The organism is Alteribacillus sp. YIM 98480 (genome assembly GCF_009765375.1).
In the GTDB taxonomy this organism is placed as follows: Bacteria; Bacillota; Bacilli; order Bacillales; family Marinococcaceae; genus Alteribacillus.
In genome coordinates this window covers 254,802-266,785 of sequence record NZ_VTOK01000002.1, presented here as the reverse complement: position 1 = coordinate 266,785, position 11,984 = coordinate 254,802, and the positions used below count along the sequence as shown (strand labels likewise).

At 37.2% G+C, this 11,984-nt stretch carries 14 protein-coding genes and 1 other annotated feature; of the genes, 5 read left to right on the top strand and 9 right to left on the bottom strand.

Annotated features, from left to right (window positions below; translation table 11 throughout):
• Positions 1 to 59 precede the first annotated feature (59 nt).
• The 4 genes from FZF09_RS04130 to yhfH all read right to left on the bottom strand — a co-directional run bounded on the left by FZF09_RS04130 (position 60) and on the right by yhfH (position 3,165).
• Positions 60 to 1,292, bottom strand: coding sequence for a Glu/Leu/Phe/Val family dehydrogenase (locus tag FZF09_RS04130; protein WP_304503051.1), 1,233 nt, complete (start codon positions 1,290 to 1,292; stop codon positions 60 to 62).
• Positions 1,293 to 1,462: 170 nt separating this feature from the next.
• Positions 1,463 to 2,026 (bottom strand): adaptor protein MecA, encoded by a 564-nt coding sequence (locus FZF09_RS04125; RefSeq protein WP_158735306.1) that lies wholly within the window; start codon positions 2,024 to 2,026, stop codon positions 1,463 to 1,465.
• A gap of 91 nt (positions 2,027 to 2,117) precedes the next feature.
• Positions 2,118 to 2,873, bottom strand: a complete 756-nt coding sequence (locus FZF09_RS04120) for a metallophosphoesterase (RefSeq protein ID WP_158735305.1) — start codon at positions 2,871 to 2,873, stop codon at positions 2,118 to 2,120.
• Between the two features lie 160 nt (positions 2,874 to 3,033).
• Positions 3,034 to 3,165, bottom strand: coding sequence for a protein YhfH (gene yhfH / locus FZF09_RS04115; protein ID WP_091579572.1), 132 nt, complete (start codon positions 3,163 to 3,165; stop codon positions 3,034 to 3,036).
• 357 nt (positions 3,166 to 3,522) lie between these two features.
• On the opposite strand from yhfH, the gene FZF09_RS04110 reads away from it, so the two are divergent.
• Positions 3,523 to 3,747 (top strand): hypothetical protein, encoded by a 225-nt coding sequence (locus FZF09_RS04110; RefSeq protein WP_158735304.1) that lies wholly within the window; start codon positions 3,523 to 3,525, stop codon positions 3,745 to 3,747.
• A 125-nt stretch (positions 3,748 to 3,872) separates the two neighbouring features.
• Positions 3,873 to 4,103, top strand: a complete 231-nt coding sequence (locus tag FZF09_RS04105; RefSeq protein ID WP_158735303.1) for a hypothetical protein — start codon at positions 3,873 to 3,875, stop codon at positions 4,101 to 4,103.
• 6 nt (positions 4,104 to 4,109) lie between these two features.
• On the opposite strand, the gene FZF09_RS04100 is transcribed toward FZF09_RS04105, so the two are convergent.
• The 3 genes from FZF09_RS04100 to FZF09_RS04090 form a co-directional block, all read right to left on the bottom strand.
• Entirely contained in the window at positions 4,110 to 4,349 is a 240-nt protein-coding gene (locus FZF09_RS04100; protein ID WP_158735302.1) for a hypothetical protein, read from the bottom strand.
• 83 nt (positions 4,350 to 4,432) lie between these two features.
• On the bottom strand, positions 4,433 to 5,917 hold the full coding sequence (locus FZF09_RS04095; protein ID WP_158735301.1) for a RecQ family ATP-dependent DNA helicase: 1,485 nt from the start codon (positions 5,915 to 5,917) through the stop codon (positions 4,433 to 4,435).
• The gene (locus FZF09_RS04090) at positions 5,904 to 6,971 is read right to left on the bottom strand and encodes a YpbB family protein (protein ID WP_158735300.1); all 1,068 of its coding nucleotides are present in this window, start codon (positions 6,969 to 6,971) and stop codon (positions 5,904 to 5,906) included. The genes FZF09_RS04095 and FZF09_RS04090 overlap by 14 nt, the downstream gene beginning before the upstream one ends.
• A gap of 334 nt (positions 6,972 to 7,305) precedes the next feature.
• On the opposite strand from FZF09_RS04090, the gene FZF09_RS04085 reads away from it, so the two are divergent.
• Complete coding sequence (locus tag FZF09_RS04085; protein ID WP_158735299.1) at positions 7,306 to 7,554, top strand: ferredoxin; 249 nt, start codon at positions 7,306 to 7,308, stop codon at positions 7,552 to 7,554.
• A gap of 196 nt (positions 7,555 to 7,750) precedes the next feature.
• The gene (locus tag FZF09_RS04080) at positions 7,751 to 8,242 is read left to right on the top strand and encodes an inorganic diphosphatase (RefSeq protein WP_091579553.1); all 492 of its coding nucleotides are present in this window, start codon (positions 7,751 to 7,753) and stop codon (positions 8,240 to 8,242) included.
• 42 nt (positions 8,243 to 8,284) lie between these two features.
• On the opposite strand, the gene FZF09_RS04075 is transcribed toward FZF09_RS04080, so the two are convergent.
• The gene (locus FZF09_RS04075) at positions 8,285 to 9,349 is read right to left on the bottom strand and encodes a M14 family metallopeptidase (protein ID WP_233269391.1); all 1,065 of its coding nucleotides are present in this window, start codon (positions 9,347 to 9,349) and stop codon (positions 8,285 to 8,287) included.
• Between the two features lie 151 nt (positions 9,350 to 9,500).
• Positions 9,501 to 9,722, top strand: a binding site (T-box leader).
• A 153-nt stretch (positions 9,723 to 9,875) separates the two neighbouring features.
• Between FZF09_RS04075 and serA the strand changes: the two genes are divergently transcribed.
• Complete coding sequence (gene serA / locus FZF09_RS04070; protein ID WP_158735298.1) at positions 9,876 to 11,498, top strand: phosphoglycerate dehydrogenase; 1,623 nt, start codon at positions 9,876 to 9,878, stop codon at positions 11,496 to 11,498.
• A gap of 39 nt (positions 11,499 to 11,537) precedes the next feature.
• Here the strand turns inward: serA and FZF09_RS04065 are convergent, their stop codons facing one another.
• Entirely contained in the window at positions 11,538 to 11,942 is a 405-nt protein-coding gene (locus tag FZF09_RS04065; RefSeq protein ID WP_158735297.1) for a hypothetical protein, read from the bottom strand.
• Positions 11,943 to 11,984 lie beyond the last annotated feature (42 nt).

Sequence of the window (11,984 nt, the reverse complement as noted above, 5' to 3'; positions counted from 1 at the left end):
AAAACTCGCCAGGATAATGGGCGAGTCTCTGAGCATATTTTTTAACCCTTTTATGTTTGTTAAATCCAGCCGCGAAACCGTGAAGCTTCGGCCATTTTACGGACACCGATCATATAGGCTGCTAACCGCATATCTATTCTTCTTCCATGAGAGAGTTTATATATGTTTTCAAAGGCTTGAACCATAACTTGTTCCAGTTTTGTTTCTACTTCCTCTTCTGTCCAATAATATCCTTGGTTATTTTGGACCCATTCAAAATAAGAAACCGTAACGCCACCTGAACTTGCAAGCACATCTGGTACTAATAAAACTCCTCTGTCCGCTAATATTTTTGTGGCTTTTAATGTCGTTGGTCCATTTGCAGCTTCTACTACTATTCCAGCTTTTATGTTTTGAGCATTCTTTTCGGTGATTTGGTTCTCAATCGCAGCGGGCACTAGAATATCACACTCTACTTCAAGCAGCTCCTGGTTAGAGAGCCGGTCCTTAAAAAGGTTTGTTACCGTTCCAAAGGAATCCCTTCTATCTAGTAAATAATCAATATCAAGTCCATCCTCGTCATATAAAGCCCCGTGAGCATCTGCAATTCCAACAACTTTCGCTCCAGCATCGTGCATAAATTTAGCTAAGAAACTTCCTGCGTTACCAAAGCCTTGAACAGCTATTCTTGCATCTTTTATATTTAACCCTTTTTTCTTTGCAGCTTCTCTGATACAGATCGTAACGCCTTTTGCTGTGGCAGATTCCCTGCCGTGAGATCCTCCAAGAACAATGGGCTTTCCGGTAATAAAACCCGGTGAATCAAACTCGCGAATTCTGCTGTATTCATCAAGCATCCATGCCATAATCTGAGAATTTGTAAAAACATCAGGAGCAGGAATATCTTTAGTCGGGCCTACTACCTGACTTATAGCACGTACATATCCACGGCTCAATCGTTCTAATTCATGAAACGACATTTTCCTTGGATCGCAAATAATGCCGCCTTTTCCACCTCCGTAAGGAAGGTCAACAATGCCTGCTTTTAATGACATCCAAATAGAAAGTGCTTTTACTTCTTGTTCTGTAACATCCGGATGAAACCGGACACCGCCTTTGGTTGGTCCAACTGCATCATTATGCTGAGCCCGGTAGCCTGTAAAAACTTTAGTAGAACCATCGTCCATTCGTATAGGAATGCGAACGGTCAATAATCGCATCGGTTCTTTCATTAGTTCAAATACTTCTTCAGGATAACCTAATTTATCTAAAGCATTTTTAATAACTGTTTGGGTAGAATCAAGTACATTCATATTTTCAAGCTGCTCATTCTTAGGATGTTCATGATCTTTTTTCTCATGTTCCTCCATCACTTCTCACCTCTGAAACATTTGCTTGATGTCTGCCTTTTTACGGTACCTAATTAATTACTACTATAAAGAATTACTGCCATTATTTCCACTCAAATATTGGAAACGTAAAATTATAATTTACTAGAGGCCAAAGATTGAAGAGCCGATTTCGTTTTTAGTATTTTTCCTTTTTTTCTTACAATGACTGGATCTACATATGCCTTTTCTCCGTATTCTTCGAGTAACGGTATAAGAAGAACAGGCTGTTTTGATTGATAGAAAGTAAAATAAAGATAATAATACGGGGGCCATTCGATTAACATACCGCCTTTTATATTATGATGTGCGGCACGTTCTGCTAAAGCAAATAGATCTTCTTTACGCGAAAAACGAAACAAGACCATAAAATCACTTTTTTTTGTTTCGTTTAATACGTTCATTTTACTGCCCTCTTCATCAAAAAAACTGATAATAAGATAAATAGTACCTTCTTCTCCTTCGTTGATTTCTGCGTCAACTTGTGCATTTTGGTCGATATTGAAGTGGTTGGAAACCATCCAAAGAAGGGAGGAAAAAAACAATTCGGCACGATCATTGTTAACTAAGCCATTGTATGGATCGATTCCGTATTGGGAAAGCTCTTGCTGGCTAAGATGAACTTTCAAACGATCTCCAGGCCATGTATATATCTCCATTTTGTGTCCTCCTGAATTTGCCATTGTTCCCGTCTTTACTTGCGAAACTTGCTATACTATATTCATGTCGGCAAGGAGGGGTGAAGATATATTAGGCTTTTGCCTTCAAAGTGATAAGGTGCGATTCGGCTGGAGCTCCCCAGCGGAGAGGTAACGAAGTCGTCCCATATCCATTACTTATCAACAGCTTAACACCTCGGCGACTTTTCCAGCCGCCTTTCTCACGCAGGCCTATACGCCCTAATCGTATTTGTCCTCCGTGTGTGTGTCCACTTAAAACAGCTTCAAATACAGATGGATTTGACAATTGATTTAATACTGCTGGATCATGTACAGCTAATATAGGAATTCCTTTTTCTTTTTTATCAGTTAACACTGCTTCGTTTAATCTTTGTTCCTTATCCAATAAACCGGCAATTTTTAATTCTTCATTATTTATTTGCCAGTTGAAAATACTGTTTTCTAAAGTAATAACCTTTTCTTCTTCAAGTAAAACCTGTAAACATTCTTTCGTTTCTGCATCATTGTTTCCCCAAACAAACAGAACTTGGCCAATTTCACTTAGTTTTCTAATGTTTTTTCGTACTCTCTCTAAAGGAACATTTTCTTCCATAATGTCCCCGCCAATAATAACGAGTTCTGCTTTATTTTTCACCTTGTTTATTAACCGATTGGGAATAGAGCGGAAATGTATGTCTGAGATAAAAAAAATATTTCTCTCCCAGAAACTTTTAGGTAAGTGAGTTAAGTATAGATTTTCGTTTCGTATTCTCGTTCGCTTTCCTTCAATAAACATCAGTAAAACCCACAAGGATAAAAGATAAAACAACACCTTAAACCATTTCATTTTCTAATCGCCTACCCAATCTTTATTTTCACTTCTTCATATTATCAGCAGCTAAAATAATAGCATAAGAGTATTGGTTAATAAAATGGAATCTTAAACTCTTTAAAAGTACAAAAAAAAGAACGGTTGCCCGTTCTATCATATAATGAATATCAGGTTTTTATATATCGGTGTTTCTCAAACATTTATCGCATTGATTCATATAGGACTCATGCATTTCTTCCATCACTTCTCCACAATCCGAACAATGTTTTGGCGGCAGATTTCTGAAAAATTCAGTAATTTTTTTCATTTAACAAGTTCCCCTTTCGATCTTTTCTTACATTCATTGTATTATAACAGTTTTATTTTTGTCAACTTGTTTTAGAACATTTTTTGCCTAATTATTCTTTATTATAAAAAGGTTAAATTGGAGACAAATGCCTAGTAACTTCCATGACCAAACCTTATTACATTGCACTTTTTGTTAAATCCGGCCAACAACATACACGTATATCGTTACTTAAATCAATGAAACAACCTTAATCTGTTACATAATAGATCCGTATTATTAAGAACGTTTTCGTAATTTTTTTACATTCATGATGGAAAATAGCTTTTAGACTGAATTATAATAATAAGGAAAACATGAAGAAGGAGGCAGTAAAGAGTGGACTTAACCATATTCTTAATTGGTGCTGGTTTATTTGGAGGAGGATTCTTTCTTTTGCTTTTTTTATTGTTAAAGAAAAAAAGTTTGGTTGTGCCCTTTGTATTAATGGGGGTTGGAGTGATTGTTTGCTTTATTGGACTGCTGCTTTCTTCTCCTTTAACAGAAGAAGCTCAACTTACATTACATAGTGTGACGATGAAAAAACAGTTTTTGTATCGGTAAACGTTCCCATGTGTACTAGCTGAAGTCCTCTCTCGCAGAGGGGTTAACTTTTATATTTATTTGAAAATTCTAACAAGTTGCGTTATACTGTACATAACCTTTCATTTAAACAGGAGGCGGAACCAATGTTATTAAACAAATTGACGTGCCGCTCGCTTATAACTGACAAAGATGTTGACTACAACTTCCGGCTGGGTATCCCTGTAGAAGTCTTTTGTACTCATTCAGAGTCAACCATTGCATTTGGACAAATTGAAAGATATTCCCATCACATTATTTGCGTAGCTGGTTCATGTTTTGACAGACAGGATTTTATTTTTATAGGTCAGAGACAACTAGAGCAGGTCACTTCATAACATTTTTTATACATTCGAACCTATTTGAATTGAAACGAATACAGCAATCAGTACGATAAGGATAAATAAAATAAGCAAAAAACGTATCATCGGATATTTAAGCATAACTTTCTTTCTCTTCTTATGCGCTTCACTTCTTGGAGGAAGTGAATTAACGTCAATGGATCTATCTTCACTTATCTTATTTTGATGTGTTCGTTTGCGAAGACTTTCAGCCTGGTCTCCTTGACGGCTAGAATTCGTCATTACCATCACCCTTTTTGTACGATAGAAAAGGCTTGTTTTATCATTTTAACACATCTTCAGGTTTCAAGCTCCCTTTTAAGTGCTTAACTGCACTGATGAAACAAGGAAGCCAGGCGGTCTTTCCAAGTCATGTTTTGAAATGATTTGTTTATATGTCTTTCCTTTTTTAACGGAGCCGCTCCACATATTCCACAGCATTGTTCCGGCTTTGTCAGCTGTCTCTCCCCAAAATATTCCAATAACCTTTTTCTTCTGCATGTGTCATCATTCCATATCCATTCTTCCATTTGCTTCAGTTTTGTAAATTTCCATCTCTTTCTTTTATCAATAATTTTTAAAATGTATTCTTTCACTTCGTTCAGCTTGTATGAGTGTTTGTGCCATTCATTCCAATAATGAGTAAAAAAACGAGCATGAGTTTCTTCAAATCCATATCTTTCTATCAAAAATCGTTCAGAACACTCTGGCTGTTCGTTTTTTTCCAATTCAATACTTACTTCATTAATTAGTTTTTCGGCAGGGAACTCATTTTCAATTAATCGGCGGGGAAAAATTTTGTCTTCATCGGACCTTAAAAGTATCGCAGTGCTTCGAAATCCATCCCTTCCTGCTCTGCCTATTTCTTGAATATATGATTCTAAGTCTTTTGGATAGTGGTAATGGAGTACAAACCGAATATCTGGTTTGTTTATTCCCATACCAAATGCATTCGTGCAGCATATAACATTCGTTTCTCCTGCTAAAAATTGCTGCTGTATTAAATTTCGATCTTCTTGTGTCATCCCTCCATGATACGAAAAGGCAGTGAGAGCAGTTTCCTCTTTTATCATAATGGATAACTTCTCAGCTTTTTCTCTGCTTGATACGTACACCATTCCAGGCATAGGAAGTACGTTTAAGAAATCAAGTAATGCTTTTTTCTTCTCCTCTTCATTACTAGCTGGCACAACTTCTATAGAGATATTTTTACGATCAATAGAATCACAGAAAATGACAGGTTCCTTTAGTTGTAATTGCTCTAGAATATCATTTTTTACTTCTGGAGCTGCCGAAGCTGTTAAAGCCAAACAAGGAGGGGCTCCTAATGCGTCGCGTACATTGCTTAATTTCAAATAATCCGTTCGAAATTCATGCCCCCATTGTGAAATACAATGAGCTTCATCTACAGCAAACAAAGAAATGTTTTGTTTAGCAAGTTGAAACAATACATCCTGTTGTTGAATGCTCTCAGGTGATATGTAAAGGATTTTATAGGAAGACAAATTGTTTAATATATATTTTTTTTCCTTAAATGATAAAAAACTATTATAGGCAGCTGCACGTTTTATTCCTTTTTGTTTCAATTCCTGCACTTGATTTTCCATCAAAGCCAATAGCGGCGAAATCACTATCGTCAACCCTTCATTAATTAAGGCAGGAAGTTGATAACAAAGGGATTTACCCGAACCAGTAGCCAGCATTGCAAACACGTTTCTTTTGGCCATTACTTCCTCAATAATTTCTTGCTGGTTTTCTTTAAATGACTTGTAACCAAAATATTTATATAAATAATGATCAAGCATTTTCATGGATTCCTCCAAAATAAGCTAAAGTCACTCGTATTGAAAAGTAGTCTGCATGAATATTTTCATATTCTAGTGCTTCTTTAATTAACTTCAAGCGAAATGTACGTAACCGTTGAACGGTATCTGTAATATATCTTTGCAAATGGGTAGAGACATAGCAGTCTATTGTAAAGTCAGCTCCTTCTGATGCCAGTTCTACAATATGATCCTCGATCGTACTGCTTTTCAATCCTCTTATTGCTGCTATTTCTTGTATGGTTAAACCTTTTTGTAAATACATGTTTGTTTTTTTGGCGGTGTCTGTTAAAACATGCTTTTGAAGCAGCCCACCTGCTGTGTCCTTTATGTAGGTTGTTTGATGTGCATTTGCTAACAAATAATGAAGGGTAGATTGAAAGCGGAAGTAACTTTCATCAGGATCCTGATTCATTAAACTTGCTAACTGCTGTATCGTTTTTCCCGTATGTTGATGCCCTGAAAGTCTGTGCGTAAACAAAAAAGCATCTTTTTCAGGGAGTCTGTCTAACAAAATAAATAATTCATTATATAGATGAAAAGCCATCTCTTTTTTGGCCGTTCTGTTTCGCGGCCACCTTTGTTTTAGCCACTGCTGAATATCACGGTCATCAAAAACAGGCACATACGAACGGTTTCCTTCTAATGAAAATGACAAACACTGGACGAGTAAAGCCAGCCTTTTCCAGAAAATAGCAGCAGTATGTCCATATTTCCATCCATTCATTTGCGGCGGCCAGTCGTAATTATTAAAATAATTTTCAACAACTATATTACCTTTTTTCGTCACATGTGCTTTATTATCACTATTAATTGTAAACAAGTGATTTTCCATCCACTTAGTCTCTTGTTCAAAAACAGAAACTTTCCAAGTTGGAAGCATCGAAAAAAATTCTGTCAAACCATACCATTTAATATCTTGTATTGTTTGTGAAGACCGTTTTCCATTTAAGAGGTGAAAAACAGATTTTATTGTACGATCACCTTTAAAACGACTTAGTAAATAAAGGAAAAGGAAATGGCGGAAGGAGAGGTTTTTCAATAATCCCAGCCTCCAAATTAATAGTAGGAATCTATCAAAGAACTTGAAATAACAGCGTTTTCATTCTGGGATCAGGCTCGAATTTACTGTTTTTCTGTTGAAAAGTTTATCACGAAAGCATACAATATGAAATAGACATTAAAGAAACTCGGTTTAGGAAATGTCCTTAGAAAATCTCGGCTTGCCGCCGAGTCTATACAGCGAATGGCCGTGGTTTCTCTAATATTGTTTATTAATAACATTTTATATTTTCCTTACAGTGTTAAATAGTCGATTTATGTGAGGCCTTTATCACTGTTTTTGGAGATTAAATGATTCTTCAGGAGGTTTTTTCATGCCAAAATATACTATCGTAGATAAAGATACATGCATCGCCTGCGGAGCATGCGGGGCTGCGGCACCCGATATTTATGATTATGATGATGAAGGACTCGCGGAAGTGATCCTTGACGATAACACAGGAACGGTCGAAGTTCCAGAAGAACTCGAAGAAGACATGATGGACGGCTTTGAGGGCTGCCCAACAGATTCTATTAAAATTGCAGATCAGCCATTTGATGGTGATGCATTAAAATATGAATAGAATTGAAAACGCCGGTATCTCCCGGTGTTTTTTTATATTAAGAAGTGTAATCGTTGCTGAAGGAGCAAAGCATATCACTATTTGGACTTGGTCCAATACAATATTACTTACTTTTTCTTTTGTTAGATTTTAATCTGTGCTGTTTCCTGCTATAATTTTAACCGTGTTGTTATACATAATAAAGGAGGCGAAACGTATGGCTGCAGAAAATAAAGTAGTAGAAGCTATTATTGAAATTCCGACTGGCAGTCAAAACAAGTATGAATTTGATAAAGAAAAAGGGGTTTACAAACTAGACCGTGTCCTTTTTTCTTCCATGTTTTATCCAGCAGAGTACGGCTACATTGATGAAACACTTGCGCTTGATGGTGATCCATTAGACATTTTAGTACTTGTTACCAACCCAACTTTCCCAGGATGCGTGATCGATGCACGTGTTATCGGATACCTAAATATGATTGATGACGGGGAAGAAGACCAAAAGCTGCTTGCTGTACCTACTGAAGATCCAAGATTTAAAGATGTTCATTCTATCAATGATGTTCCTTCTCATAAACTCGAGGAAATTGCTCACTTCTTTAAAACATATAAAGATTTAGAAAACAAAAAGACTGAAATCGGAAGCTGGGAAGATGCCCAAGCTGCAGCTGAACTTACCGATGCTTGCCTTGAACGATATAAAAAATAAAATGATAAAGAAAACGGACCCGTCTGATTGGGTCCGTTTTCTTTATGAAAAATCTGGAAAAGTAAGACTTTCTAAAATAAGAGGTATCGAAGTTATCCAAATTCTTACAGAGGATTTTAAAGGAAGCGGGTTTTGTCCTACTCCTGTCTCAATCGTAAATCCCGGACGTTTAAATTCTTTTATGAACCAGTCTTTATACCCTGCTTTGCTATCTGCCGTTTGAACAGCTTTGAAAGAACTTGCTCCTGCCAGCCTTTCTGCTAGTTCGAAACTTATCGACGGTTCCTTCTCCCGATATCCCCAATATATTTCTTCCCCTTGGGAATGAAAGGCCAGAACGCAGGAAAATTCTTCTTTCATTGTGAGTTCGTAAATCGCTCTTGCTTCTGGTTCGGTCAAAGGAGCTTCTCCACCGTAATGCCGTGGAAATGGACATTTTGGACTCGAAGCTGCTTCTTCTTTCCAGCCAGCTGGCCATTGGTGATTTAAATCGACACCAAGAGCATTTGCAGACCAATGATGAAAAACATTAAATCCTTGATTTATTTCGTATATTTCATTATAGTACTGGTGTTGTTCGGTAAGGCCTTCTTGTACTAACTCGGCTCCATCTGGATTTACTAATGGGACAATGTAAATACTTGTTTGATCTAACAACACATTTATATCTATTCCGTGCCACTGTTCTTTATTTTTCATTTTTTTTTGCAAAACTTTTAGAAACTCCATTAACAGCCAAGTGTTCAGCCATTCATTCCCATGCCATGTCCCCGAGAAAAAAATTTTCTTTTTCCCCTGTCCCGCTTTAAACAACCATATCGGTTTTCCCAGTCTAGACGTACCGATTTTTTCTGAAAGAAAACTTTCCGCTAAGACTTCTCTATCTTTTTCAAGTTCTCGAAAGCCATATTCAAACAAACAAGCGGATTTTTCCATTATATGAGAGACAGGCCCAGGTTCGGGTATTTGAAGATAAGTGTTTGGGGTGATATAGTCCATTTCTGATAAAATGTCTCTATTAAAAAAAAGCAGATCTGTTATCCTTACTTTATTATTGTAAGCAACTTTTGCTAAAGTATCTCCTTTTTTTACTTTATAAGAAATCATTGCGGTCCCCCTTTTTGATTAGTACACTCATTGCAATGATATGTCTTTCTACTATAAATAGAATTGACATTTACATTAACATATGATAAATTGCAAACAACTAAGTAAGTAATCGATAGATAGTTGTCTTTCAAGAGTGAACAAGTATATAGATAATGCAATGAGGAAGAATGAAGAAATGTTTATCATTTCAGAGAGCCGGCATAGCTGGGAACCGGTATGATCCATTTCTGATAGCACTTCTTAGCAGCTGCTTCGAACAGTAAAGTAGAAGCGGACGGATGACCCGTTATATTGGAGCAGGAGCTCCCTAAGAGTCAGAATGCTTAATTCTGAAAATGAGGGTGGTACCGCGGAAACTTCCGCCCCTCACGAAAATATTCGTGTGGGTGGAAGTTTTTTTACATTACAGCGCTTTCAATAACAAAGCGAATAAACCAGGACCCATACACACACTTAGATAAAAAAGTGAAGTGGCGGAACTTGGTTTACATATTTTAGATACAAAAAAGGAGTGGAGAGTTAGATGATTCAACAGCCAGTAGCAGAGAAAGCAGAAGAGAAAACCATCAATGGGACTTATCGGGTTCTCGTATCTGATCCCATGAGCGAAGAAGGTCTTGCACCGTTACTAAAAAATGAGAACATGCAATGTGTACAGCAGAATGTAGATGAAACAAACGATCTTGAAGAGTATGACGCGCTCCTCATAAGAAGCGGTACAACCGTAACAGCTGAGTTAATGGACAAAATGGACCGTTTAAAAATTATTGCACGTGCAGGGGTTGGAGTTGACAATATTGATATTGAGGCTGCAACAAAGCGCGGTATCGTAGTAATTAACGCTCCAGATGGAAATACAATCTCCACAGCTGAGCATACGTTTGCTATGATTATTTCCCTAGCAAGAAAAGTACCCCAAGCTAATGCATCCATTAAAGGCGGAGAATGGAACAGAAAGGCTTTTCAAGGAACAGAACTTCGTGGAAAAACTCTCGGTATTGTTGGTTTTGGACGGATTGGTTCCGAACTTGCAAAGCGTGCACGCGGCTTTGATATGTCTACAGTAGTATATGATCCATTTCTAACCAAAGAACGAGCTGAAAAATCTGGTGTCCGCCTCGCTGAGCTTGAAGAATTATTTACTGAAGCTGACATTATTACAGTTCACACACCGCTGACAAAAGACACAAAAGGTTTACTTGGCATGGAGAACATCAATAAAACAAAGAAAGGTGTATTTCTCATTAACTGCGCGCGCGGCGGGATCATTGATGAGGAAGCTTTAAAACACTATCTTGAAAATGGCCATGTTGCTGGAGCAGCCCTCGATGTGTTTGAAGAAGAGCCTGCCCAACACAATGAGCTGTTGAATTTTGACCAGGTAATCTCTACACCACACATTGCTGCATCTACAAAAGAAGCTCAATTAAACGTTGCCGCTCAAGTTTCTGAAGAAGTACTGCAGTTTTTAAAAGGTATGCCGGCATTAAATTCCATAAATCTTCCAGCTATGTCTAAAGAGAAATTTGAAACCCTTCAGCCTTATTATGAGCTTTCAAAAAAAATGGGGCATATCTTATCTCAAAGCATGAAAGGACCAGTACAAGATATTGATGTACATTATAGCGGTGAAGTAACAGAATTAGAGACATCCGTACTTACCCGCTCCTTGATTGCAGGCTTTTTACAGAGCCGTATTGATGCTCCGGTAAACGATGTAAATGCATCTTTAATTGCTAAAGAGCGAGGAATTACTTACGGAGAAAAACATCAGACGAATGCTCTTGGCTACTCAAATTTAGTTCAAGCTACAGTACAAGGTGAAAACCGGACATTTACAATTCATGGAACGTATGTAAAAGAATATGGACCAAGAATTGTTCGAATTAATGATTTTAATGTCGACTTTTATCCAACAGGTCATTTAATTTATATTAAACATACGGATAAACCTGGGGTAATCGGTAAAATGGGACAGCTTCTTGGAAAACATCAAGTGAATATCGCGACAATGCAAGTAGGCCGTAAAGAAGAAGGCGGAGACGCTATTATGATGCTTGCTGTTGATAAAGAAGCGAATGAAGAGGTACTGGCTGACTTAACATCTATTGACGAAATTAAACACGCAGACAAAATTGAGGTATAAATAATAAAGAATCCCTATGCATTTGAACATAGGGATTCTTTATTTTTCGGGCCATATGTATCTAAGAATATGATTCCATTGCATTCGTCTTGGCAAATCTAAAAACTCACGTCCGTGGGATGTAATAGACGCGTAATGGCTGCCTTTTTCTATCCATCCCTCTTTGACAGCGATCATCTCAATAAATTGATAATAAAACACATCTTTTGGTTTTTTACTTTTCGTTAATAACTGTCTTTGAAAAACTTGTTCCATTCCTTTCCAAAACCGCCGGTGAAGGTGTCCATCCCGATCCAGCCTAATTTGCTGATGTAGTGATAATTTTTTTAACACAAACAAAAATCCGTCAAGCATCCATTCTTCCTGGTGCCCGCCACTCTGTTTGTTAAGCCAAATCAAAAAGGACGTGTCAATATAAATGGCTTGGTTTGTCTGATAATTCATCGATTTATCTTCCTTTATTTTATGCTTCTAACATTTTATCAT

Coding starts and splice junctions, on each gene's coding strand:
- FZF09_RS04130 (WP_304503051.1), bottom strand. CDS start 1,292: ATGAATGTACTTGATTCTACCCAAACAGTTATTAAAAATGCTTTAGAT.
- FZF09_RS04125 (WP_158735306.1), bottom strand. CDS start 2,026: ATGGAGATATATACATGGCCTGGAGATCGTTTGAAAGTTCATCTTAGC.
- FZF09_RS04120 (WP_158735305.1), bottom strand. CDS start 2,873: ATGAAATGGTTTAAGGTGTTGTTTTATCTTTTATCCTTGTGGGTTTTA.
- yhfH (WP_091579572.1), bottom strand. CDS start 3,165: ATGAAAAAAATTACTGAATTTTTCAGAAATCTGCCGCCAAAACATTGT.
- FZF09_RS04105 (WP_158735303.1), top strand. CDS start 3,873: ATGTTATTAAACAAATTGACGTGCCGCTCGCTTATAACTGACAAAGAT.
- FZF09_RS04100 (WP_158735302.1), bottom strand. CDS start 4,349: ATGACGAATTCTAGCCGTCAAGGAGACCAGGCTGAAAGTCTTCGCAAA.
- FZF09_RS04095 (WP_158735301.1), bottom strand. CDS start 5,917: ATGAAAATGCTTGATCATTATTTATATAAATATTTTGGTTACAAGTCA.
- FZF09_RS04085 (WP_158735299.1), top strand. CDS start 7,306: ATGCCAAAATATACTATCGTAGATAAAGATACATGCATCGCCTGCGGA.
- FZF09_RS04080 (WP_091579553.1), top strand. CDS start 7,751: ATGGCTGCAGAAAATAAAGTAGTAGAAGCTATTATTGAAATTCCGACT.
- FZF09_RS04075 (WP_233269391.1), bottom strand. CDS start 9,349: ATGATTTCTTATAAAGTAAAAAAAGGAGATACTTTAGCAAAAGTTGCT.
- serA (WP_158735298.1), top strand. CDS start 9,876: ATGATTCAACAGCCAGTAGCAGAGAAAGCAGAAGAGAAAACCATCAAT.
- FZF09_RS04065 (WP_158735297.1), bottom strand. CDS start 11,942: ATGAATTATCAGACAAACCAAGCCATTTATATTGACACGTCCTTTTTG.